At 63.1% G+C, this 22,267-nt stretch carries 32 protein-coding genes; 21 read left to right on the top strand and 11 right to left on the bottom strand.

Features of this window, described 5'->3' with window-relative positions; translation table 11 throughout:
- The first annotated feature begins 19 nt into the window (after positions 1-19).
- The 3 genes from RM531_RS15265 to RM531_RS15275 are packed head-to-tail and all read left to right on the top strand — an operon-like array spanning position 20 to position 1,713.
- Positions 20-913, top strand: a complete 894-nt coding sequence (locus tag RM531_RS15265) for a DMT family transporter (RefSeq protein WP_311660522.1) — start codon at positions 20-22, stop codon at positions 911-913.
- 37 nt (positions 914-950) lie between these two features.
- Positions 951-1,187: a hypothetical protein gene (locus RM531_RS15270; RefSeq protein ID WP_311660523.1), complete on the top strand. Its 237-nt coding sequence runs from the start codon at positions 951-953 to the stop codon at positions 1,185-1,187.
- Positions 1,188-1,224: 37 nt separating this feature from the next.
- A complete protein-coding gene (locus tag RM531_RS15275; RefSeq protein WP_311660524.1) occupies positions 1,225-1,713 on the top strand; it encodes a hypothetical protein in 489 nt (162 codons plus the stop codon).
- A 219-nt stretch (positions 1,714-1,932) separates the two neighbouring features.
- Here the strand turns inward: RM531_RS15275 and RM531_RS15280 are convergent, their stop codons facing one another.
- Complete coding sequence (locus RM531_RS15280; protein ID WP_311660526.1) at positions 1,933-2,112, bottom strand: hypothetical protein; 180 nt, start codon at positions 2,110-2,112, stop codon at positions 1,933-1,935.
- A gap of 174 nt (positions 2,113-2,286) precedes the next feature.
- Between RM531_RS15280 and RM531_RS15285 the strand changes: the two genes are divergently transcribed.
- The 5 genes from RM531_RS15285 (at position 2,287) to RM531_RS15305 (ending at position 4,384) form a co-directional block, all read left to right on the top strand.
- Positions 2,287-2,493, top strand: coding sequence for an AbrB/MazE/SpoVT family DNA-binding domain-containing protein (locus RM531_RS15285; protein WP_311660527.1), 207 nt, complete (start codon positions 2,287-2,289; stop codon positions 2,491-2,493).
- Between the two features lie 6 nt (positions 2,494-2,499).
- A complete protein-coding gene (locus RM531_RS15290) occupies positions 2,500-2,874 on the top strand; it encodes a type II toxin-antitoxin system VapC family toxin (protein ID WP_311660529.1) in 375 nt (124 codons plus the stop codon).
- A complete protein-coding gene (locus tag RM531_RS15295) occupies positions 2,843-3,673 on the top strand; it encodes a helix-turn-helix transcriptional regulator (RefSeq protein WP_311660531.1) in 831 nt (276 codons plus the stop codon). The genes RM531_RS15290 and RM531_RS15295 overlap by 32 nt, the downstream gene beginning before the upstream one ends.
- Before the next feature lie 73 nt (positions 3,674-3,746).
- Positions 3,747-4,004 (top strand): glutaredoxin family protein, encoded by a 258-nt coding sequence (locus RM531_RS15300; protein ID WP_311660532.1) that lies wholly within the window; start codon positions 3,747-3,749, stop codon positions 4,002-4,004.
- Positions 3,992-4,384, top strand: coding sequence for a heavy metal-responsive transcriptional regulator (locus tag RM531_RS15305; protein WP_311660533.1), 393 nt, complete (start codon positions 3,992-3,994; stop codon positions 4,382-4,384). Before RM531_RS15300 ends, RM531_RS15305 begins: the two co-directional genes overlap by 13 nt.
- Before the next feature lie 23 nt (positions 4,385-4,407).
- On the opposite strand, the gene merA is transcribed toward RM531_RS15305, so the two are convergent.
- The 4 genes from merA to RM531_RS15325 form a co-directional block, all read right to left on the bottom strand.
- Positions 4,408-5,799: a mercury(II) reductase gene (merA, locus tag RM531_RS15310; RefSeq protein ID WP_349255457.1), complete on the bottom strand. Its 1,392-nt coding sequence runs from the start codon at positions 5,797-5,799 to the stop codon at positions 4,408-4,410.
- Positions 5,800-5,803: 4 nt separating this feature from the next.
- On the bottom strand, positions 5,804-6,124 hold the full coding sequence (merP, locus tag RM531_RS15315) for a mercury resistance system periplasmic binding protein MerP (RefSeq protein WP_311660534.1): 321 nt from the start codon (positions 6,122-6,124) through the stop codon (positions 5,804-5,806).
- 12 nt (positions 6,125-6,136) lie between these two features.
- Complete coding sequence (locus tag RM531_RS15320) at positions 6,137-6,499, bottom strand: mercuric transporter MerT family protein (RefSeq protein WP_311660535.1); 363 nt, start codon at positions 6,497-6,499, stop codon at positions 6,137-6,139.
- Positions 6,500-6,579: 80 nt separating this feature from the next.
- Positions 6,580-6,996, bottom strand: a complete 417-nt coding sequence (locus RM531_RS15325) for a MerR family transcriptional regulator (protein ID WP_311660536.1) — start codon at positions 6,994-6,996, stop codon at positions 6,580-6,582.
- Positions 6,997-7,133: 137 nt separating this feature from the next.
- Here RM531_RS15325 and RM531_RS15330 point away from each other — a divergent pair, with 137 nt between their 5' ends.
- From RM531_RS15330 to RM531_RS15340, 3 genes are read left to right on the top strand one after another with little or no spacing between them, the layout of a single operon-like run.
- Entirely contained in the window at positions 7,134-7,451 is a 318-nt protein-coding gene (locus RM531_RS15330; RefSeq protein WP_311660537.1) for a heavy-metal-associated domain-containing protein, read from the top strand.
- Entirely contained in the window at positions 7,441-8,352 is a 912-nt protein-coding gene (locus RM531_RS15335; protein ID WP_311660538.1) for a transporter family protein, read from the top strand. The genes RM531_RS15330 and RM531_RS15335 overlap by 11 nt, the downstream gene beginning before the upstream one ends.
- Before the next feature lie 15 nt (positions 8,353-8,367).
- Positions 8,368-9,315 carry an NHL repeat-containing protein gene (locus RM531_RS15340; protein ID WP_311660539.1) on the top strand — a complete coding sequence of 316 codons (948 nt, stop codon included), beginning with the start codon at positions 8,368-8,370 and terminating at the stop codon, positions 9,313-9,315.
- Between the two features lie 61 nt (positions 9,316-9,376).
- Here the strand turns inward: RM531_RS15340 and RM531_RS15345 are convergent, their stop codons facing one another.
- Together RM531_RS15345 and RM531_RS15350 are read right to left on the bottom strand one after the other, a co-directional pair.
- Positions 9,377-10,528, bottom strand: coding sequence for a ZIP family metal transporter (locus RM531_RS15345; RefSeq protein WP_311660540.1), 1,152 nt, complete (start codon positions 10,526-10,528; stop codon positions 9,377-9,379).
- The gene (locus tag RM531_RS15350; RefSeq protein ID WP_349255458.1) at positions 10,525-11,517 is read right to left on the bottom strand and encodes a multicopper oxidase domain-containing protein; all 993 of its coding nucleotides are present in this window, start codon (positions 11,515-11,517) and stop codon (positions 10,525-10,527) included. Before RM531_RS15350 ends, RM531_RS15345 begins: the two co-directional genes overlap by 4 nt.
- Before the next feature lie 270 nt (positions 11,518-11,787).
- On the opposite strand from RM531_RS15350, the gene RM531_RS15355 reads away from it, so the two are divergent.
- The 3 genes from RM531_RS15355 (at position 11,788) to RM531_RS15365 (ending at position 13,135) form a co-directional block, all read left to right on the top strand.
- Complete coding sequence (locus tag RM531_RS15355; RefSeq protein ID WP_311660542.1) at positions 11,788-12,096, top strand: four-helix bundle copper-binding protein; 309 nt, start codon at positions 11,788-11,790, stop codon at positions 12,094-12,096.
- A gap of 20 nt (positions 12,097-12,116) precedes the next feature.
- The gene (locus RM531_RS15360) at positions 12,117-12,485 is read left to right on the top strand and encodes an ArsR/SmtB family transcription factor (protein WP_311660543.1); all 369 of its coding nucleotides are present in this window, start codon (positions 12,117-12,119) and stop codon (positions 12,483-12,485) included.
- An 89-nt stretch (positions 12,486-12,574) separates the two neighbouring features.
- Positions 12,575-13,135, top strand: a complete 561-nt coding sequence (locus tag RM531_RS15365) for a DsbA family protein (protein WP_311660544.1) — start codon at positions 12,575-12,577, stop codon at positions 13,133-13,135.
- Between the two features lie 146 nt (positions 13,136-13,281).
- On the opposite strand, the gene RM531_RS15370 is transcribed toward RM531_RS15365, so the two are convergent.
- Genes RM531_RS15370 through RM531_RS15385 form a run of 4 tightly spaced genes read right to left on the bottom strand, consistent with a single transcriptional unit; the run spans position 13,282 to position 17,355 of the window.
- Entirely contained in the window at positions 13,282-14,286 is a 1,005-nt protein-coding gene (locus RM531_RS15370) for a rhodanese-like domain-containing protein (RefSeq protein WP_311660545.1), read from the bottom strand.
- A complete protein-coding gene (locus tag RM531_RS15375) occupies positions 14,279-14,971 on the bottom strand; it encodes a class I SAM-dependent methyltransferase (RefSeq protein WP_311660546.1) in 693 nt (230 codons plus the stop codon). Before RM531_RS15375 ends, RM531_RS15370 begins: the two co-directional genes overlap by 8 nt.
- A complete protein-coding gene (lnt, locus tag RM531_RS15380; protein WP_311660548.1) occupies positions 14,968-16,518 on the bottom strand; it encodes an apolipoprotein N-acyltransferase in 1,551 nt (516 codons plus the stop codon). The genes RM531_RS15375 and lnt overlap by 4 nt, the downstream gene beginning before the upstream one ends.
- Positions 16,519-16,524: 6 nt before the next feature.
- Positions 16,525-17,355, bottom strand: coding sequence for a cation efflux transmembrane domain-containing protein (locus RM531_RS15385; RefSeq protein ID WP_311660550.1), 831 nt, complete (start codon positions 17,353-17,355; stop codon positions 16,525-16,527).
- A gap of 68 nt (positions 17,356-17,423) precedes the next feature.
- On the opposite strand from RM531_RS15385, the gene RM531_RS15390 reads away from it, so the two are divergent.
- The 7 genes from RM531_RS15390 to RM531_RS15420 all read left to right on the top strand — a co-directional run bounded on the left by RM531_RS15390 (position 17,424) and on the right by RM531_RS15420 (position 21,753).
- Positions 17,424-17,831 (top strand): MerR family DNA-binding protein, encoded by a 408-nt coding sequence (locus RM531_RS15390; protein WP_311660552.1) that lies wholly within the window; start codon positions 17,424-17,426, stop codon positions 17,829-17,831.
- Between the two features lie 134 nt (positions 17,832-17,965).
- The gene (locus RM531_RS15395; protein WP_311660554.1) at positions 17,966-18,304 is read left to right on the top strand and encodes a hypothetical protein; all 339 of its coding nucleotides are present in this window, start codon (positions 17,966-17,968) and stop codon (positions 18,302-18,304) included.
- 150 nt (positions 18,305-18,454) lie between these two features.
- The gene (locus RM531_RS15400; RefSeq protein ID WP_311660556.1) at positions 18,455-19,090 is read left to right on the top strand and encodes a peroxiredoxin; all 636 of its coding nucleotides are present in this window, start codon (positions 18,455-18,457) and stop codon (positions 19,088-19,090) included.
- A gap of 138 nt (positions 19,091-19,228) precedes the next feature.
- A complete protein-coding gene (locus RM531_RS15405; protein WP_311660558.1) occupies positions 19,229-20,404 on the top strand; it encodes a protein-disulfide reductase DsbD family protein in 1,176 nt (391 codons plus the stop codon).
- On the top strand, positions 20,401-20,931 hold the full coding sequence (locus tag RM531_RS15410; RefSeq protein WP_311660560.1) for a protein-disulfide reductase DsbD domain-containing protein: 531 nt from the start codon (positions 20,401-20,403) through the stop codon (positions 20,929-20,931). The genes RM531_RS15405 and RM531_RS15410 overlap by 4 nt, the downstream gene beginning before the upstream one ends.
- Before the next feature lie 22 nt (positions 20,932-20,953).
- Positions 20,954-21,313 carry a hypothetical protein gene (locus RM531_RS15415; RefSeq protein ID WP_311660561.1) on the top strand — a complete coding sequence of 120 codons (360 nt, stop codon included), beginning with the start codon at positions 20,954-20,956 and terminating at the stop codon, positions 21,311-21,313.
- Between the two features lie 35 nt (positions 21,314-21,348).
- Entirely contained in the window at positions 21,349-21,753 is a 405-nt protein-coding gene (locus RM531_RS15420; protein ID WP_311660563.1) for a DUF2750 domain-containing protein, read from the top strand.
- The last annotated feature ends 514 nt before the right edge of the window (positions 21,754-22,267 follow it).

Raw genomic sequence — 22,267 nt, forward strand, 5'->3', positions numbered from 1 at the left:
AAGCCACGCGATCTGAGCCATGAGCATCCGCGACGCCCTGCTCATGGTCCTGGTCGCTTTCCTCTGGGCGATCTGCTTCCCGCTCATCGAGGTCGGTCTGGGCGACGCCCCGCCTCTGGTCTTCGCGGCAACGCGGGCGGTCTTGGCCGGGGCGCTGCTGATTCTGCTGGCCGTCTGGCTGGGCCGCCCTTGGCCACGCGGCTTCGTCAACCTGGGCCTGATCGCCGCCATCGGCGTCTCCTTCACTGGTCTGGGTTTCGGCGGCATGTTTCTCGGCGGGGGCAAGATCTCGCCCGGGCTGGCCACGGTGCTGGCGAATATCCAGCCCCTGATTGCCGCCGTGCTGGCTGTGATCTTTCTGTCCGAACGGCTCACGCCGCGTATCGGGACAGGATTGCTCCTGGGGTTTATCGGCGTGGTGGTGATGTCGCTGCCCAGCCTGTCGGGATCGGAGCACGCGGCCGGCATGCAAGCCTTCCTGTGGATCACCCTCGGCGCCGTGGGAACGGCGGTGGGCAACGTCCTGCTCAAGGCATTGGCGGGCCGGGCCGATGTCCTGATGGTCACCGGCCTGCAACTGCTCATTGGAGCGCTGGCGCTGGCGGTCGGCGCGCAAGCCGTCGGCGAAGACTGGAGCGTAGATTGGACAAGTCGATTCGTCGCCAGTCTCGTCGGGCTCGCCGTGTTCGGTACCGCGCTCATGACCGCGCTTTGGTACCACCTGCTGCAACGCGCCTCTTTAAACCGGCTCAACACCTTCACCTTTCTGACGCCAGTCTTCGGACTGCTGCTGGGCGGCCTGTTCTTCGACGAGCGGCTCGACTCGATACAGCTCATCGGCATCCTGGTGACCATCCTGGGCATTCAGCGGGTGGCGACGAGGCCGTCACCTACAAAGGAGCGTGTCTTGTAATGGGCCCTTATATTCCATCGAGACGAGGAGAACGATCATGATGCACGAAACAATGTGGTTCGGCGGCCATTGGCTGTTCATGCTGCTCTGGATCGCCATCATCCTGCCGCCATTCTGGCAGATCTTTTCCAAGGCGGGCTTTTCCGGCTGGCTCAGCCTGCTGCTCCTGATCCCGCTGGTGAATCTGGTGGTGCTCTATATCGTCGCCTTTAGCCAGTGGCCAGCATTAAAGGGGACTGCTACCAGCGAGGGCGGGCAGTCTCGCGGCGAATAACCCAATACTGGGCCGAACGACAAGGAAGATACCAACCATGAAAACGCGACAGGCGGCCGACAACCCGATGCGATTCGAGCAGGTCAAGGAGGTGCTGGAACACGTCATCGACTACCACCGTGAGCTGGCGGCCGAGTACCGCAAGTTGGCCAAGCAGGCGCATGACGGGCGCGTACGCATGCTGCTTATCTATCTGGCCGATCACGAGGACCGGATGCGCACGGGCCTGGAACGCTACCAGTCCGGCGACCACCGCTCGGTGCTCAACACCTGGATGCAGAACGCGCCTGATCTCGGCCACCCCAAGATTCTTGAGGAACTCAAGGGCTGCTTGTGCTGCACCTCCGTCGAGGAGGTGCTGGAACTGGCCGAGAAAATCCACGACACGCTGACCGACATGTACCGCACCCTGGCGTCACACGCGGCCATCGCCGACGAACGGCTGCTGTTCGAGTCCTTGGCCGATCGACAACTCGCCGAGAATCGGCGCCTGAGCCGGGACGCCGCGAGGCTGGACATGTACTGACCAACCACCAACCTCGCTTGCTTCTGCGGAGCCTATACGCGGAAAAGTCAATGCTCGTCTTTCTTGCTGGGCATTGCCCAACGAGGCCGTCGCCTGAGTCAGCCGCCTGGCAGCATTACTTGTCCCGTTAGGGCTTGCGACCCTCGGTCGCGATCAGCGCGCGATCATGGCCGGGGCGTATCCTGGTGTTCATTCATTACCTTGAGCACCTGCGGCATATCATGGCTGTTTGCAGGCCGCGTAAATCGTCATCGTGCCAAACAGGGTTGCCATATTTCTGATAATGCGCACTTCGGAAAATCCGGCTTCGCGCATCAATTCCGGCAATCTACCCTGCACGTTGGGTCGCGTGGTTTCAAAACCGTCGAGTAGCTGGATGCCGTAAAAGGCAAGCCGCATGAGTCCATGGGGTGGTCGGAGCTGTTCATGGTCACTGCTCCGGTTACGGATTTTCCCTAGCATGGCATGCGAGGTGTGGTTCCGGCTTGTAAAAAGCGGCTGCATAGACTGATTGCCGCGCGGATTTATCGATAATATAATCGTTTAACGCTTTACCTATCGATAGGCCCGACCATGAAGTGTCAAAAAGTATCTTCCAAATACCAGGTGGTCATTCCCAAAGAGGTGCGCGAAAGCATGGATCTAAAACCCGGCCAGGAGGTACAGGTGGTGGAACTGGACGGGATCATTCATCTCATTCCCGTCAAGAACCTCAAACAGATGCGCGGCTTTGTGCAGGGTATAGACCCCAGCATAGAACGGGAGCCGGATCGAGTGTAGCGGCGCATGAACCTGGTCGATTCATCGGGCTGGATTGAGTACTTCCGCGACGGCCCCAACGCGCAACAATTCTCCGCGCCACTGCTCGCGGCCGATCATTTGATCGTACCCTCTGTCGTGGTCTACGAGGTCACCAAGGTCATGCTGCGCGAGGCGAATCGCGCTGCCGCGCTCGCGGCCATAGCGCAACTGCGGCGTGGCAAGCAGATACCGCTGGATGGCCAACTGGCCGCCAACGCCGCGCGCTTCAGCCTGGAGCATAAGCTCGCCATGGCGGACAGTATTATTCTGACCACGGCAAGCGCCTTTGCGGCCACCATCTGGACGCAGGATGAGGACTTCGAGGGCCTTGCCGGGGTGCGGTATTTTGCCAAGGAGTGAAATTGTCACGCAGGGAAACCCCGATGAATTGCCGCCGTGCATCTACCTGTGGCCCGACCGTTTCTTCTATCTTGGCCCGAGTTTTGGTACGGCTCGCCACCGCCACCATGCCGCACAGGTTTTAGTCGGGCTGGACGGTCCGTTTCGGCTACGCGGCGATGCCAGCGCGGATTGGTGCAGGCTGTACGCGGCACTGATTGATACCGATACCCCGCATCTTGCGGATGCCACCGGCACCGGCATGACGGCGCTTTACGTGGAGCCGGAGAGCGCGGTTTATGCGGCCATGCGCAAGGGTGATCATTTCCGCGCCGGGGCGCTTTCGCCGGGGCTTTACGATTACAGCGTCTCGCCGGATCTGCATCAAGCACTGAACCATGCTCGTAACCAGGGCGCGGATTGCACCGCCGCCTGGCGGCTGGGCTTAGCGCTCTTGCGTTTGCAAGACGAGCTGGAGACAGCGCCCGAACGGGACCCTCGGGTCGAGGCGGCATTGTCTTTTATACGCGGCGACTATGCGGGCCTCGATGACCTGGCGCGGCGCGTGCACCTGTCTCCCAGCCGATTGGCGCATCTGTTCCGCGAGCAGGTTGGCGTCGCCATCCGCCGCTATGTATTGTGGGCGCGTTTGCGGCACGCCGTGCAATACGCGCTCAATCGCGCGAGCCTCACGGAAACAGCCCATGCGGTGGGCTTTACTGATTCCGCGCACTTGTCCAACAGTTTCCGGCAAATGTTCGGTTTGCCGCCTTCGTTCCTGTTCGACCGGCGCATCGATCTGGATGTGCACCTGTGCTAGCGCTTCCGCAAAGTAAGAAATTTGGAAGGCTCTTGACCTAGAGTAGACTCCAGGTATTAACGTTTGATTTTTAGTGTCCGATCTGATTGAAATATACAGCGCATCGCACTGCCCGCATTGCTCGGCCGCGACCGAGCGCATACGCGACTGGCTGGCGGACGTGGATTTCGAGTTGCAACGGCATAACGTGCTGGACGATATCGACCGAGCGGTCGTGCTGGGCATCCGGCAAACCCCGGCGCTGGTCATCAATGGGCGGCTCGTGCACCAAGGCCCGATCACGGAAAAGCATTTACAGCGCCTATTAACGCAACAGCCATGGCGGGACTGAGCATCGGCGAAACGGCGCAGCGTACCGGCCTGTCGGCCGATACGCTGCGCTATTACGAAAAGATCGGCCTGTTGCCGCGCGTCGCGCGCGACCCTGGCGGCCGGCGCCGCTACGACGAGCGTGATCTATCCCGGTTACGCTTCATCCAGCGCGCTCAACGCTGCAACTTTTCCCTCAAGGAAATCGGGCAATTGCTGAAACTGCGTAGCGCGGCGGACGCGTCGCGGCCGCAGGTACAGCGGCTGACCGAGCGCAAGCTGGCCGAGGTCAAGGCGCAGATGGCTGATCTGGATCATCTCCAGCGTGAGTTGGAGCTGTTGCTCAACCTGTGCCACGGCAGCGAAGAGGGCTGTCCGATCATCGAGGGCCTGGAGTCGTGATGTCGTGTTGAGTCTTCGATGTTTCAGCCCGCGCAGCAGGAAAGCTGTTCGACGTCCTTGGTGAAGGTCTGGGCGCAGAGCTTGAGCGCCTCCACGTGCACCAGATACGGGAACAGCAGGTCGCCCAGGTCCTCGACCGTCATGCCGTGATGCACCGCCAGCGCGGCGGTCTGGATCATCTCGCCGGCCTCGGCGGCCAGGATTTGCGCGCCCAGCAGGCGATGGCTACCAGCCTCGGCGACCAGCTTGACGAAGCCGCGGGTCTCGAAGTTGGCCAGGGCGCGCGGCACGTGCTCCAGGTCCAGGCTGCGGGTCTCGGTTACGATGTCGCGTACCCGCGCCTGGCCTTCGTCCAGGCCCACGGTGGCCACCTGCGGCTCGGTGAAGATGACCGCCGGCATGGCGGACAGATCCAGCTCGGCCTCGCCGCCGGTCATGTTCACCGCCGCGCGCGTGCCGCCGGCGGCGGCCACGTAGACAAGTTGCGGCAGGTCGGTGCAGTCGCCGGTGGCGTAGATGTGCTCGACGCTGGTGCGCAGGTGCTCGTCTACTTTGACGCCACCGCGCTGGTCAGTTTCGACGCCGATTTGTTCCAGCCCGAGAGCACGGGTGTTCGGGGCGCGACCGGTGGCAATGAGCAGCCGGTCGCCACGAATCGGGCCGTTCCGGGTCTCGAGGGTGAACCGGCCGGCCTCGTAGCGAATCGCGCTGGCCTGGGTGTGCTCGCGCACGTCGATACCTTCGGCCCGGAAGGCGTCGGTCAGACCCGCGCCCAGGTCCGGGTCTTCGCGCGACAGCAGGGTGCTGCGGGCCAGGATCGTCACCTCCGACCCCAACCGGCGAAACGCCTGGGCCTGCTCGACCGCCACCACCGAGGCGCCGATGACCAGCAGGTGCTCCGGCGTCTCGTCGCTGAACCCGGCCTCGTCCGAGGTCCAGTACGGTGTGTCCGCCAGCTCCGGGATCGGCGGGATCATGGGCGAGGCGCCGGTGGCGATCAGCATGCGATCGGCGGTGATCTGCTCCTGCCCGCCGTCACGCAAGTCGACACGTAAGCTATTGGCGTCCTCGAAGCGGGCGCGACCGCGGATCATGTCGATGCTCGGGTTGTCGTCCAGGATCTTTTGATACTTGGCCTGGCGCAATTCCTCGACCCGCTCCCGCTGCTGGGCCGCGATCCGCGGCCGGGCGATGGCCGGCGCGTGATCGGCTAGGCCCGCGAAGGGGTTTTCCCGTTGATACTGGGCGAGCTGGGCGGCGCGGATCAGGATCTTGGAGGGCATGCAGCCGACGTTGACGCAGGTGCCGCCGATCACCTCGCCGGACTCGATCATGGTCACGCGGGCGCCGTCCTCGGCGGCGCGGATGGCGGCCGCGAACGCGCCGCCGCCGCTGCCGATGATGGCAATGTGCATAGCACTACTCCTTTCGTTGCGAGGGATAGCCGGCGTTGGTCGTGGCCTCTGTCAGGTCCGATACCGTCGCCGCCTGTGGGTCGTAGGTCACGGTGGCGGTCTTGGTTTTGAAATCGACCTGGGCGGATTGCACGCCATCGACCCTTTCCAAAGCCTTGCGCACCGCGATGGGGCAGGTCGCGCAGGTCATGTTCTCGACCGTAAGCGATACGGTCTCGGTAACGCCCGATGCCGTCTTGGCCTCGGCGCCGGCATGGTCTCCACAAGCGGTGAGGGACACCGCAAACAGGGTTAGCAAGGCAATGAAAACGGTTTTGTGCAGCATGTTATTTGTCCTTTACAGCAAAGCCGGGGCGTACCAGGGGAAGGCCAACAGGGCCAACACGGGCAAGGCCACCAGCCAGAAGAGCAGGCGCTGGCGGCGCCTGACCGCCGGGTTGGCGCAGGCCTCGCCGGGCGCGCAATCGTCCTCGCGGCGATATAGCCGCCAGCCGGTGAATCCCAGCAGGGCCACGGTGACGATCACGAAGATCGGACGATAAGGCGCCAGCGCGGTGAGCGAGCTCACCCAGGCGCCGCCCACGCCGATGGACAGCAACACCAGCGGCGCGACGCAGCACAGTGAGGCGCCGATTGCCGCGAGCACGGCGCCGATCTGGGCCCAGGCGGTGCGGCCGGAATGGGTTGTGGATTGGGTCATGGCTTCGCTCTGTCGTTTCTGACAGGAGCAAGCCTACAGGCGGTACCTAGGTACCGTGTCAAGCGTTTGGGTCGTAATCTTTAGCCGTTGCGGGACAGGGTCTCGATCAGCGGGCAATGGCCGGGGTGTTGCTCATGCCGGCAGCGCTCGATCAATGCATCCAGGGTGCCTTGCATCGCGGTCAAGTCGGCGATGCGCCTGGCGACGAGCGCGCGCTGGCTTTCGGCCACCCGTCGCACGTCGCCGCAACGGCCGTCGCCGAGCTCCAGCAACTCGCCGATTTCGGACAGGCTGAAACCCAATTCCTGTGCGCGTTTGATAAAGCGAATGCGCTCCACCGCGTCGCTGTCGTAGCGGCGATAGCCGGATGGCGGTTTGGGCGGCTGTTCGATCAACCCGCGTCGCTGATAGTAGCGCACTGTTTGCAGATTAACGCCGGCCCGCCGGGCCACGGTTCCGACTGTCATGCCCGCAGAGTTTTCAGCGCGACTGGTCATGGCATACCTTCCAGTGTCTTTTGCTAGCGCATGGATAACGTGATTTTAGCGTGCAGCAAATTTTCTTATATCGCTATTGACCTGGAGTGCGCTCCAAGTAATAGGCTCGCCTTGAATGTACAAACAGGAGTTAAGTCATGTTTAAACAACTATTGCTTTTGTTAGCCGCCCTGATGTTCGGTATGTCGGCCTTGGCGGCCGACAATCAATACACGCTAGGGGTGAAGGGCGTCGCCTGCCCCTACTGTGCCTACGGTGTGGAAAAGCACTTGAACAAAGTCGATGGCGTCGAAAACGTTTCCGTCGACATCGGCGACAGTGTCGTGCGCGTGACCATGGCCGAGGGTGCCACACTGACCGAGGTCAAGGCGCGTACGGCGGTTAAGGAGGCCGGCTTTACGTTGCAGTCTTTCTCCCAGGCGCAGGCGAAGCGAGGAGAAAGTAATGACCCATAAATGGCACGCCATGATCGTGGCTGCCGGCGCGTTTGTGTTTTCGGCCGCGCCTAATACACAGGCCGCGCCCAACACCTTCAACACCGCTTTGCCGGTGGCGCAGGGCGAGTTCATCTGGCGCGAGCAGGCGGTGTTCCGCGAGCGCTCCAGCGGTGGACCGCGCGACCGCGATGTTTCCATCCAGGCCGTGGCAAGCGCGCTGGGTTATGGCGTCAACAGCCGGCTGGCGGTGTTCGGCGTGGTGCCGTACTTCTTCGGCAAGGACCTGGACGTGACCACGCCCATGGGCCGCATCGGGCGCGACACAGACGGCTTCGGCGATGTCACCGCGTTTGCCCGTTACACCTTGTACAAGAACGACTTTACCGGCGGCACCTTCCGCATCGCGCCGGTGGCCGGTGTGACCGCCCCAACCGGCGACGACGACGAGACCGACCGTTTCGGCCGGCTGCCGCGCATGCTGCAGACCGGCGACGGTGCCTGGGACGGCTTTGGCGGCGTGGTGACCACCTATCAGACCCTGCAATACCAGCTCGACGCCCAGGTACTCTACCGCGAGAACGGCCGCCACGATGGTTTCGCCCGCGGCGACGAGGCGCGCTTTGACGCCTCACTGCAATACCGCGTCTGGCCGGCCAGTCTGGAAAACGTCTCCGGCACCCCTGGCTTCGTCTACGCTCTGCTGGAATCCAACCTGGTGCACCGCGACCGCAACGATGTCGGCAGCGGTGTTGATCAAAACTCCGGCGGCACCCAGTGGCTGATCGCGCCCGGCCTGCAGTACCTCGGCCGGCGCTGGATCTTCGAGGGCACGGTGCAGTTGCCGGCGGCGAGCAATCCACACGGCAACGCCCTGGAGGATGACGCCATCGTGCGCATCGGCTTCCGGCGCAATTTCTAGTTTCCAGAGGGGCATATGATCAAGTTCGGTAAATGGCTAGGCTACAGCGTCATCGCCCTGGTGGCGATACTGGGCATACTCGCCTGGATCGGCGGCGCCATCAATTGGAACCAGGAGCCGCCTTACGATCTTGTCCAAACCTGGGGCGAGAAAGGCAGCGCAATGGGCCAGTTCAACGACCCCACCGGCATTGCGGTGACCGCCGATGAGGTATTCGTCTCGGATGCCCGTAACAACCGCATCCAGGTGTTCGACAAGCAGGGCAACTTCAAGCGCGCCTTCGGTCAGGACCGGCTCGGCCGGCCGATGAACCTGGCCATCGCCAAGGGCAAGCTGTACGTGCCCGATTACTTCAAGGATGTGATCCACGTCTTCGCGCTGGCAGGCGGTTACCAACAGGCTATTACAGCCGAGGACGGTTTTGACAGTCCCGGCGGTGTGGCTGTGCACTCCGATGGCACGCTGCTGGTAGCCGATACCTACGCCCAGCGCGTAGTACATATCAAGCCGGATGGCACAGTTCTGAAAACCTGGGGCAGCGCCGGTATTGGTCATGGTGAATTCAGCTATCCCACCGACGTCGCCATCCGCGCCGACGGCGGCTTCTACGTCGCCGATGGCTACAATGACCGCATTCAACAGTTCGGCCCCGACGGCCAATTCCTGCGCAAATGGGGCGGACCGTTCGGTTTGAATATCTTCGGCCCATTTAAGGGGTGGTTTACCACCGTGACGTCCCTGGCGATCAGGCCGGAAGGCAGCGTTTTCGCCGCGGATTTCTACAACGACCGCATCCAGAAATTCAGCGCCGACGGCACCTTCCTGACTGTATTCGCGCCGCCACGGCAGGCCGGCCCCGGGCACAGTGAAATCGGGCTCGCCGTCGACGGTGACGGTATGGTTTATTCCGTCAATTTCAGAGCTAACAGGATTGAGCGGTGGCGACCTGTACAGCGACCGTGACCGCAACCTCAAAAAAAGCATTTACCGCGCTGTTCGTCCGCGACACTGCGAAAGACGCAAACTATCCCGACACTAGCAGCGCGGTCGCGTACATGATGCCGATCCCGGCCAGCAAACCGAAGGCCAACAGCGGCTGGGTAGTCAAGCCTGATACAGACGCAGTGCGGCCGTGCAAATACAGGCCGACATCCATCAATACTTGCAGGATGGCGCCCGCGCCCAGCGCCAGGCACAGAGCGGCAAACTGCGGCGAAAAAGCGTAGGCGCCGATCCAGCAACCCGCCACCGCCGGTAGCCCGGCCAGGGCCGCCAAACCTGCCCAAGTTGGTAATCTTGGCTGCGATTCGGTCAGTGGCGCGGCGATGCCGATGCCTTCGGTGACATTGTGCAAGGTGAAACCGAGCACCAGGAAGGTGCCCAGGGCGATCTCCCCGGCGGCCACGGCGCTACCAATGGCCAGCCCCTCGCCCAGGTTGTGCAGGCCGATGCCCAGCGCGATGCGCCAGGCAAGTGACACGCCGTCCGGGCCGCCGCCAGAGATCGCACGCAGACCGACGAAAGCCGCTGTTGCCCCGAGCAACACCAGCAGCGGTCCCTGGAATAGCCCGGCCGCCTGCTCGGCCTGTTCCAATGCCTCCAGCAGGGTATCCACGAGCAGAAACGCCAGCAGCCCCAGGGTCACCGCGAGCACGAAATCGATAACTCCGCGGCCGGAGCGGCGCAGCGCCGGATAACACAACATGCCGAGCGCCACCGGAAACAGCCCCACGTATAGACCGACCCAGGTCCACGCGCCGAACTTCGCCGGGGTCGGCTGGGGCGTGGCCTGCGCCACGTCGATGGTGTGTTCGAAGGTCGCCCCGGTCGAGCTCACCAGGGTCAGGTGATGGGCGTCGCCGGCGACCCACATATAGGGAATCCGGGTCCAGGCGGCCTCGCCCCGGGACAGCGGGCCTTCCGGTTGTTGGGTGAATCGCCAATAGGCGCCGTCCACCTGAACCTGGACGATGGTGACCGGGTCGGGACTGTCGACCCGGTATTTCAGGGCGATGCCCTGTTCGTCGAGTACCACCCGCTCGACCACCAGGTCTTCGAACGGGGCCGGCGCCACGCCCAGGCTCGCCAGCCAATCGCTCTGGAGCAGCGCCAGGATGGCCAATGCCAGCAAGGCCGGCGGCAGCAGCCAGTGCAGCCAATAGCGCGCGGTGCTCATGCCACCCCGAAGTGCCCCATCCAGCCGAGCTCGACGAACTCGCTCTGGTGGGCGTGAAACATGTACAGCCCCGGCTCGTGATCGGCAAAGCTCATCTCGAGGATGCCGCGCTGGGCCTGGCACTGCATGACGGTATCCACCGTACGTAGGGTGGGCGTCAGCGTGGTGCCGTGGTCGTAGTAGTCGAAGAAATTGGCGTGCACGTGGAAGGAGTTGATCGGGTCGAACTCGGTCACGTTGATCAGATACACGCGAATCGGCCGGGCCCGCTCGATCCGGATCGGGCGCTCGTTATAGGCATGGGCGACGGTGTTGACCGCGTAGACCTCGTTTTCCTCGTCGAAATTGGTGTCGAAACCGTTCATCACCATCACCATCTCCTGCCAGCGGGCGTTTTCTGGTGTGCCCAGCAACCGCGAGCGCGCGGCCCCGGCAGGCTCCGGATGCCGCGCCGGGTCCGGATCCACGATGAAGGCCCCGTACAACCCTTTGTGGATATGCCGCTTCAAGGGCACGGAATGGCAGTGGTAAAGATGGCAACCGAACGGCAACGCCTCGAACTCGTAGGTGAACTGGCCGCCGGGGTAAACCTCGCCGGCGCCCGGCACGCCGTCCATGCGGGCCGGATGGATGCCGTGAAAGTGAATGGTGTGGGGATGGCTGCCCTGATTGCGGAAGACGATGCGCACCACATCGCCCTCGGTGGCTCGCAGTGTCGGCCCCGGCACCCGGCCGGCATAGGTCCAGGCCGGAAAGAACAGCCCCGGCGCGATCTCGATCTCGCGATCCTCCGCCACGATCTCGTATTCGCGCAGGCGTCGCCCGTCCGGCAGCCAAGATACCTGGCCACCGTCCCAGTCGGTAAGCAGTGCATGCGGGTCGAAGCCGTTGCGCCGGTGATCGACCTCGCCCACGGTCGTCATGCCGCCCGTATGCAGGCCGTGGTCCACGCGGCCATGCGCCGCCGAAAGGCCGAACAGAGAGCCCAACGATCCGGTCAAGCCCAGGCGCAAAAAATTGCGCCGGGAAAATCCGGGCAGCCACCCGCTCGATTGCTTCACGTGATGCCAACAAAAGTTAAGTACATACTAATTAAATTAGCATAGGATTATTTTCGTGTTAACCCCGGCCCGATTGAGCCACCCACAAACGAACTGATTGTCGGCCAAAACCCTTCAATCGTAGGGTTGAAATATTTTATTACATTTAATAGTGTAATAATGTAATTGAAGCGATGCGACCTGCTTAAGGAGACCACCATGACTGACAAACAAGCCTGTATCGACGCGTGCATAGAAGCGGCCAAGGCCGCCGATCATTGCGCGGCTGTTTGCAGCGGCGATGCGCAAAAATTGGATTGTGTTCGCGTGTGCATGGATTGCGCCGCTATCGGCTGGCTATGTGCCTCGCTGACGAGCCGGCAATCCCCGCTGGCTTCCGAGCTGTGTTCGATCTGCGAAAAGGCCTGCCGCGCCTGCGCCGAGGAGTGCGAGAGATTCGACGACGAATGCTGCAAGGCCTGCGCGCAAGCCTGCCGGCAGTGCAGCCAAGCCTGTTCGGTAACCTGATTGCCCTGGCTGGAAATCGCATGACCGATCATTGCAAGGATTGCCCGCCCAAGCCGGCCTTACGCGCGCGGCCATTGCTATCGTCAATCCAGGCCCGCGAACTGGCGGACCTGTTCAAGGTCTTGGCGAACGACACGCGCTTGCGGCTGCTGCACGCCATCGCCATCGAACAGGAAATCCGCGTAAGCGATCTCGCCCAAGCCGTTGGCATGAAAGCCCAGGCCGTCTCCAACCAGCTGCAACGTCTGCTCGATGTGGGCATTCTGGCGTCACGGCGAGAAGGCAACAGCATTTACTACCGGATCCATGATCCCTGCGTTGTCAATCTGCTGGATCAAGGCTGGTGTCTGATGGAGGACGCCCGCCAAAGCCCGGCTCGGGTCGCCTGAAGATCGGTATTCCTATGCGCTTGATGCGGACTGTGCAGGTTACGGTTACGCGCCTTGCGCGGCATAGCGGCGTCGCCATAGTCACTCCGATGTGCCTGTTTGCTTCAGCCGCGCATGCCGAGACCGCACTCGGTAGCGCCGATGCACCGGTGACCCTGGTCGAATACGGCTCGCTGACATGTGATCACTGTGTGCGCTTTCACAGAGAAGTTCTGCCCGACATCAAATCGCGTTACATCGACACCGGGCGGCTGCGCTTTGTCTACCGCGATTTTCCGACCAGTGCTGCGGCACTTCGCGGCGCGGTCGCCGCCCGCTGCGCCGGCGACCAGTATTATCAGATGCTGGATGCGCTCTACGCGTCTGTGCGCGACTGGGCTCGGCAGGACGATGTCGATTCTGCCCTCGTACAGCAAGCCGCAGCGATCGGACTGAATCAGAAATCGTTTGGTGCTTGTCTGGATGCGCCTCGGCACAAGCGCGCCATAACCCGGGAACAGCGCCGCGCGAGCCGGGAACACGGTGTCCTGGGGACACCGACATTTCTTATCAACGGCGAAGTCATACCCGGCAAGAAGACCATCGACGAAATGGAGGCCTTGATCGAACGGGTCTTGCCCAATGGCACCGATCAATACCAGCAGCACTAGGACCAATCGTTTCCTGTAGCTGTTCGGGACGGTCAAAAAAACGGGGCTTACTTCGGTTGCACCCAGCTGCCAGGCGCAACTCATTTGCACTTCCCTGATGCTTACGACTTAGCCTGATAACCCCCTTATGGTGCCTAACGTGATGCTTATCTCGCCACGAATAACCTCAGCGCTTGCTCGCTAAAACCCTTCAGTCTCTGCCGGCCGGCCAATTCGACAAATTCGGCATGCAGATCCGGATCGCTGCGCTGCGCGTGCTCCAATACGCCTTGCGTGACGATAATGCCGTCGGCCGGCGCCAGCGGCAGGATGCGGGCGGCGCGGTTAATGCTGGGGCCGATAAAGGACAGGCCGCGCCGGAACCGGGTGCCGATGTGGCCGATGACCAGGGGCCCGGCGTCCACCGAGAAACGGGCCTGCGGCAGCGATGGCTGCTCGCGCCGGCACTCAGCCAGCGCCGCCCGCAAGGCAAACGCCGCGGGCAGCGCTTCGCCGGGGCCGGCGAAGTAAAGCATGGCGCCGTCGCCTTCGAAGTCGTGCACGTCGCCGCAGTGATGCGCCGCCACGTCGACCACGATGGCCATGAAGGCTTGCACCCGCCGCAGTACTTCGGTGGCGTCGTGGCGCAGCAGCAACCGCGTCGAGTCGACCATGTCCACGAACAACACCGCCATGTCGCGCCGCAAGGGCAAGGCCTGGCCGAATAGAAAGGCGGCTTCGGCGAGTAGCGGCGCATCAATGGCGGCCGCATTGCCGGTTTTAGGGATATTCATCCAACGGCCGGTCTCGCGCGTCCAATCCAGGGCGGCCAGCGGACGGTTTTGCGCTTCCCACTGCGGCAGGCCACCGTCGAGCACGGCCACATGTTCGTAGCCGGCGGCCAGCAGCCACAGGGCGGCGCGTGTGCTCGACGCCTCGCCACTGCACAGGCAGTACACCACGATGGGCGTGGCGCGTGGGCGGTCCGGAATCCGCGGGGGATCGGCGTCCAGCAACAATGGCAGCGCTGTCTCGATGCCGCGCGGCTTGCTCTCGAACGCAGCGCGCCGGCGCACATCCAGCAGCAGCGGCGGCTGCGGCCCGGCCAGCCGTTGTGCCAGAGTCGCGGCGTCGATGCGCTGCAAGCGCGGGGTATCGTTGGTTTCAGGCATCGCGGACCGGGCTTGGCTGGCCGTGGCCTTTGTGGGCCGCATAAATCGTCATGGTGCCGAACAGGGTGGGGATGTTTCGGATCACCCGCACCCGCTCGAAGCCGGCCTGCTCCATCAACTCCGGCAACTTGCCCTGCACATTGGGCCGGGTGGTCTCGAAGCCGTCCAGCAATTGAATGCCGAAGAAGGCCAGGCGCATCAGCCCATTCTGCGGCGCGCCCCAATCCGCAACGTACAAGGCGCCACCATTCCGGGTCACCCGATGGATTTCGCGAAAGCTGCGCAGCTTGTCCTCCAGCATCAGATGGTGGAAGAACAGGCTTGACAATACCCGGTCGAAGCGACCGTCGGGATACGGCAGGTCAAAGGACATGCCCTCGCTGTAGACGACCTCGAGCCCGGAACGGGCGGTCTTGGCACGCGCCCGCTCCAGAATATCCGGGTCTCCGTCAAGACCGTGCATCCTGAGCGATGGCACCCGGCGCATGGCCGCGATGGCGAGCGTGCCGGTCCCGCAGCCGACATCGAGCACCTGCTGGCCAGACTCCAATCCGGCGGCATCGAGCAGTGCGCGCTTGAAGGTCTTTTCGCGCGTGGTCAGCGCCACCACCGGATCGTAAAGGCCGGTCAGGGCCGAATAACGCAGGGCGTGGATATAGGGTTTGCCGCTTTTGTCCATGGTCATCTTTTCACCGCTTTTTTTGTGAAATGCAAGGGGCGGCCGGCACCGCGCCGGATCGCCAAAAACAGCAGCAGGACGATGATCGTGATCAGTAGCGGTGCATCCCGCCATCGAAGATAGGGCGTAAGCCCCGTGCGCGGCACCAGGTTCGATACCAGCTTTACCGCCTCGAATTGCGGTGCCTGGGCGCGCACCCGGCCACGGTCATCGATAACCGCGGTCACGCCGGTATTGGTGGCCCGCAACACATAACGTTGGGTTTCCATGGCCCGCATGCGCGCAATCTGCAAGTGCTGCCAGGGGCCGATGCTGTCGCCGAACCAGGCGTCGTTGCTCATGTTGACGATAAAGTTCGAGTCGGCTGCCAGCCTGGCGACCTCGCTGGCGAATATGATTTCGTAGCAGATCGCGATGGCGGCGCGGTACTTCGCGACCGGCAGCAGGGTGGCTTGCTCGCCGGGGGTGAAGTCGGATTCCGGGGCACCCAACACGTCGAGCAGGTCGCCGAACAACCCGCGCAGGGGCACATACTCCCCGAATGGCACCAAGTGTCGCTTGGCATAAGCGGCGGACGTGCCCACGGCGACGGCGCTATTGAAAATGCGTCCGCTCTCGCCACGGGTTGGCGCGCCCAGGATCAACGTGGCCTCGGCCGCATCCAGGCGCCGGGTGAGCTTGTCCAGGTAGGCCGCCGGCAGGTTTGCATAAAGCAGCGGCATGGCGGTCTCCGGCCAGACGATCAGATCGGCCTGTTCCAGCGGCTCGCTCAGCGCGGCGTAGCGCGCAAGCGTTTTGCTGCGATTTTCCGGCCGCCATTTCTCGGCCTGGTCGAAATTACCCTGCACGAGCGCGACTTCCAGCGGTGGCCCGGCCGGCCGGATCCAGTCGCGCGCCAGCCCGACATGGGTGGTGGCGCCAAGGGCCGCGACGGCAACCGCGGTCACGGCCCAGCGTCGCCAACCGCGCCCGGCGGCGCACCAGACCAGGGCTGCGGCCAGCAGGGTAACCACGGCGCCCAGACCGAGCACGCCCGTCACCGGCGCCAGGGCTGCCGCCAGCGGCGCATCGGCCTGACTGTAGCCGAGCAGCGGCCAGGGAAAACCGGTGAATAGCCAGGTGCGCAGCCATTCCAGTGCCAGCCAGGCCGCGGGCAGCGATGCCCATAATGCCCAGGCATCAGCTTGCGGCCGTAACCCGCGCGCCAGACACAGGGCCAGGGCCGGAAACAAGGCCAGGAGGGCGATCAAGCCGCCGGTAGCGATAAAGCTGGTCACCGGCCCACCGCCGCCATACTGCGTCATGCTGACGTGTATCCAGGATACCCCGACCCCGAACAGACCCAGACCGAACAAGTAGCCCAGGGCAAAGGCCCGGCCCGGTGACGCGGTCCAGGCGTTGTGAAACAGCACCGCGACGCAGAACGGCGCCAGCCACCACCAGGACCAGGGCGCGAAGGCCAGCGGCAGGACCGCGCCGGCTGCCGTAGTGCTCAGCCACGGCGCGAACGAACCCGGCCTGGGCCGGCCGAGATGCAACAGGGCCTTGGCCATCGACGGTCAGTTCCGCAATTTGAGTATGCGCCGGGCGCCGTCGAGCACCACGAAGCCGATAATGGTGCCGATAATCAGGTCCGGATAACGCGAGCCGGTCCAGGCCACCAGCACCGCGGCGAGGATCAGGCCGAGATTGGCGATCACGTCGTTGGCCGAGAATATCCAGCTCGCCTTCATGTGCGAGCCGCCGTGGCGGTGCCGATAGATGAGAAACAGACAGGTGACGTTTGCGGCCAGTGCGACTGAACCCACGGTGATCATCAGCATGGAAACAGGATCACTGCCGAATATAAAGCGCCGGCCGACCTCGAAGAGCACGCCCAGGGCCATCAGCAATTGCAGCCAGCCGGCCAGGTGCGCGGCGCGGGTTTTCAGTTGCATGCTGCGGCCCACCGCATACAGAGCGACACCGTACACCGCGGCATCGGCGAACATGTCCAGCGAATCGGCCAGCAGGCCGGTGGATTGCGCCATCCAGCCGAGCGTGAATTCGGCGAAGAACATGAAGCCGTTGATGGCCAGCAGTATTTTCAGTGTGCCGGACTCCTGCGCATCCGCCTCGCGGCTCTGTTGCAGCGCTTGCAAATCGTCGTCATCCGCATCGCGGGTGCCCAGCAAGCGCGCCCCCAGGCCCAGGGATTCGAGCTTGGGCGTTATCTCGTCCACGTCCTGATCGTGCAGCACCTGGACCTGACGCTCGCCCAGATCGAATACCAGGCCATGCACGCCGGTAACACCATCCAGGGCCATGCGGATCATGCCTTCTTCGGAGGGGCAATCCATCTTGGGCACGGAAAATTCGCTGATCCGGCGATCTGATTTGTTTTCAGCCATGTTGGCTCCGAACATGAAAACGCATAGCTTAATCGCTACAATCGTTATAGGTTCAACCGGCAATCATCATGTATTTAACTATTGGCGAAACTGCCCGCCGCTGCGGCTGCTCCGTGCAATCGCTGCGGCATTATCAAGCGCTTGGACTGTTGCAGCCCGCCGGCTATACGGCGGGCGGCCAACGCCTGTACGACGCGGCCGGCCTGCAACGCGCGCACTTCATCCGCGCGGCGCGAGCCATGGGCTTCGGCCTGTCCGGCATCGGCGAGATGCTGACGCTCAGCGACGCGCCCGACGCCGACTGCGAGCAAGTGCGCACCTTGGCCCGCGCCCAGCTCCGCGAGACAGAAAAACGCATGCGGGAACTCAGATCGCTTCAAGCTGCACTGAAGCAGTTGGTTGGCGCTTGTTCCGGGGGAAGCGCCGCGGACTGCCGGATCCTTGCCGCGATGAACGACGCTGATCCGAGCGCATAATTCGATCTATTCTGGGACTCCATTTTGGGACTCGTGCAACTATCCCGGCTTGGCGGTGTCCAGGCATGTACCAACGGCCAAATGCCCGGCATCTTCATTTGAATTCGGAATCTCAGGGCTTAACATACGCACCCATGCGATACCTGCGCGTCATCATGCTGGTCAGCGCGGCCTTGGCCTTGCCGGTCGAGGCGGCCGTCGTCGCAATGGGTACGTCGGCCTGCATGCAGGAAAGCCAAGCCAGTGCCTATTCGATCCAGGCCGGCTCACAATCGTCTTGCCAGCAGACCGGGTGTTTGGATATCGACCCCACTTGCCTGGTTCCATGCGCCAGTTGCGGCACCGTAGTACCTGGCAACGGTTCCTTGGCAATGGACTTTATTTTGCGGCCGCACCCTGCGGCCCGCCGGCAGAATCCCGATACGCTCCCGCCCCATGATGCCGGCCTGCTTCGTCCTCCGGACGTAGCCTAGCCACAAACTCGACCGCACGCGCGAATCGCAATTTGCCGCGAAGGCATGCCCATTCGCGGAAACCGACATTCCCGCGTGTCAGTAGCGCGCACCCACTCATTCGGTGCCTGCGCTACTCCTTTAGCATTTCACTCTCTCTAGGAGAAAACCATGAGTTTACGTTTAGGAGACACCGCCCCCGACTTCACGGCGGATACAACCGAAGGCCAGATCAACTTCCACGAGTGGATCGGCGACGGCTGGGCCGTGCTGTTCTCGCACCCGGCCGACTTCACGCCGGTGTGCACCACCGAGCTCGGCGAGACCGCCAAGCTCAAGGAACAGTTCGCCAAGCGCAACTGCAAGATCATAGCGATCTCGGTGGACTCGGTGGAGGACCACAAAGCCTGGTCCGGCGATATCGAGGAGACCCAAGGCTGTGCGGTCAACTTCCCGATCATCGCGGATAGCGACCACAAGGTCTCCGAACTCTACGACATGCTGCACCCGGGCGAGGGCGACAGTTCGACGGTGCGTTCGGTGTTCCTGATCGACCCGAACAAGAAGGTCCGCATGACCCTGACCTACCCGAAGAGCGCGGGCCGCAACTTCGACGAAATCCTGCGGGTCATCGACTCCATCCAGCTCACCGACGGCTACAAGGTAGCCACCCCGGTGAACTGGAAGGACGGCGAGGACGTGATCATCGTCCCCAGCCTGTCCGACGAGGAGGCCAAGGAGCACTTCCCGGACGGCTGGAAGACCTTGAAGCCGTACCTGCGGGTGACCAAGCAGCCGAATCGTTAGCACGTTGCCAAGGCGCCGGGCCTGGGGGCGTTGACCGCGCCCCTAGGTCCGGTTTTCTATTTTTCCCTGCGGCACTACCGGCTTGCTCGACAAGGCGTGCTCCGATTCGATTGAACCAGAAGGCGATACGCATACCCCATGAATTTATGGCAATACCTGCTGCTGGCCACCGCCGCCGGCGTCCTGCTGAACCTCACCCCCTGCGTGCTGCCGGCGCTGCCGATCAAGCTGCGCAGCATCGGCCGCGTGGTGGGCGACGGTCCCGGCAAGCGGCTGCTGGCGGGCGCGGCGCTACTGGCCGGCACGCTGACATTTTTTGGCGGTCTGGCGATTGCTACCGCCTGGCTCAACTGGACCTGGGGCACGATCTTTCAATCGCCGGGCTTTCGTGCCGCATTGGCGCTGGTGTTGGGCGGCCTCGGCGTGTGGAGCCTGGCCGGGCGCGGCCTTCAGCCGCCGCAGTGGGCCTACCGGGTCCAGGGCGCGGGCTACGCGGAACCCTATCTGGCCGGCCTGCTGGCCGCGGTGTTGTCGGCGCCGTGTACCGGCCCGTTTCTGGGTGGGGTATTGGCCTTCGCGCTGACCCAGTCGCCCGCCGCCATCGTCGCCATTTTCCTGGCCGTTGGGCTGGGCCTGGCCTTGCCTTATCTGGTGCTGCTGGCGCGACCGGGACTGATCGCGACAATGCCGCGCGGCGGCGCCTGGCTGGTGCGCATCCACCAGTTTCTGGGCTTGATCCTGCTTGCCGGGGCGGCATTTTTCGCCGCCACCGTTTTGCCCGGTCATGCGGCGGCGTTTTTGTGGAGTGGCTGGGCCGGCATAGTGACGTTTTGGCTGCTGCGCGCGTTGATTGTCGGGCCCGACCTGGGCGCGCGATTGGTGCCGGGGCTGGTGTTGGCAGGCACCATGGTGAGCGCGTTCGCGGTCTGGCCGCATCCCGGGGCCAACGCTGATACCACCCTGGCGTGGCAGCCGCTTACCGAACAGAGCTTGCAGGACGCCCGGGCGGCCAATCGCCCGGTGCTAATAGAATTCACCGCCGACTGGTGCATCAACTGCAAGGTGCTGGAACAAACCGTGTACCGGAGTGCCAAGGTGATTGAAGCCGCGCGGCTCGCGCGGGCGGCAACCTTGCGCGCCGACCTGAGCCAGCCGGACGAACGCCTGCAAGCGTACTTGCGTGAGTTCGGCGGCGCCGGGCTGCCGTTCGCGGTGGTGCTCGACGGTCAGGGGCGTATCCACAAGCGCCTGCCCGATTTGTTCACCGTGGACACCCTGGCGGCGGCGCTACGCGCTGCGGGAGACAAGCCATGAGTAAGTCACTGATTCTCGGCTGGGTCATCCCCGGTCTGGCCGCCATAGCGGTAGCGGGCGTCCTGCTGGCATGGCAATGGCCGGCGCCGACGCCCGAGGCCGGCGAGACCGTTACCCAGACAGGGGTGGACAATGATGCAGCCAAGACCACCGCCGATCTGGTCACTATCCGCGCCGTGAGAACGGATGCGCGCACCCTGCGCGTCACGTTGGATATCGCCGGCGATTGGCACGTCAACGCCAACCCGGCCTCGCTGGACTTTCTGATCCCCACGGTGCTCTCCGCCGACACGGACGGCGGCGAGCCCGTGCCGTTGACGGTCGATTACCCCGCCGGCCGCGACATCGACAGCGGGCTCGGTGACGCGCCGTGGCGTGTATACGACGACGGCAGCGTCATCACCGCCACCCTCGCCGAAGCAAGTGCAACCGAGCCTCTGAGCGTTAAAGTACAGGTACAGGCGTGCCACGACAGCGGACGCTGCCTGACGCCGGATACCGTCCGCGCGCAGGTCGACACGCCATGACGGAGACACCCCAAACCGGCCCATGCCTCGAACCCTCCCATTGCTGGCCGCCGGCACCGACCTCGTGACCAGAAGCTGGGCGCAGGCCATGCTGGCGGGTCAGCCGCCGCTCAGGCTGCTCGGCGAGACCCTGCGGCTGCACCTGGGTTTTAGCCCCGGCGTCGCCTTCAGCCTGTTTGCCGGCAGCGGGCTTTTCGTGCCCCTGCTGAATCTGGCTACGAACTGGACTGGTCAATCATTCAGGGCCTTTATTATCGATAGGGCCATGACACGCGTGGCTACGCCTAACATGATGCAGGACGTGATGAACGAGGCCATCAGGGATATGCGCAGCTCGATTGACGCATCGACACTATCGATAAAACGAAGCTCTGGCAGCTGACCGTCGCCTTTCGTTGACAAGCGTGCTCGCTGATCATGAACAACGAGCACGCACTTGCACTGGCCCAGCACAGCCTCGAACATGCCGGCATGGCCCCACCCGAAGACGCCCAAGTCCGCGCCGAGCGCTTCCTGCGCGAAGCTGCTGATAGCCGCCAAGTCTGGGGGCTGTCTGACGGTGCGGGTTGGGCCAGTTCGGGCGACGAGGCTTCGCCCACGGTGCCGTTGTGGTCGCAACACCACGAGGCCGAAGCGGCCCTGCCGAATTTCCCGGACTTCGCAGTCGCCGCACTGGATCTCGACACGCTCGTGCTAGATGTGCTGCCGGCACTGGCGCAATTCGGCTGCTGGGTCGGTGCCAATCTCACGCCGGAACTGGGCGGGCTGGAGTTTGACCCGGAAGAGATGCGCGACGCGTTGAAAGATAACCGGGACGGCTAGCTGTGGAGCCTCGCCAGATTGTCCACGGACAATCCGAGCCGGCTGATGGGTGGTTGTTTGTTCAGGCTGCCATAGCGCCGACACTTTGCGCGCCGCCCTGCTCTCACCGATACGGCGGCCTACTCGAATCTGCACTGCAGACCTACGCTATCCAGGGCATGTATTCATGGCTATGAATAGCACCCCCTGAGTGGTGCTTGATGTTGTCCGCTGGCAGACAAGTCCCAATTAGACCTTTCCAGCATAAACATTAAACGCCTAGTAATGCCCCCCCCCCGAAGACGAGTAAAAAACCCCTGGATGATATTCACCAGTCAGACGTCAAACGATTACCGCGGTTGTATCATGAAAACGGCGCCAAGCTTGAACTGGCATGGGTAGAATTCATAGACACTCTACCCGCCATGCGGGTAATCACGACGTTCTAACGTTAGGACGCAACGTCTTATAACAATCAATTTGGCGTGACACGCAGCTTGGGTGAACTGAAAGCAATCGTGTAGCAACTCGCAGG

The sequence above is a fragment of the Spectribacter acetivorans genome, from assembly GCF_031846305.1.
GTDB classification, from domain to species: domain Bacteria; phylum Pseudomonadota; class Gammaproteobacteria; order Nevskiales; family Salinisphaeraceae; genus Spectribacter; species Spectribacter acetivorans.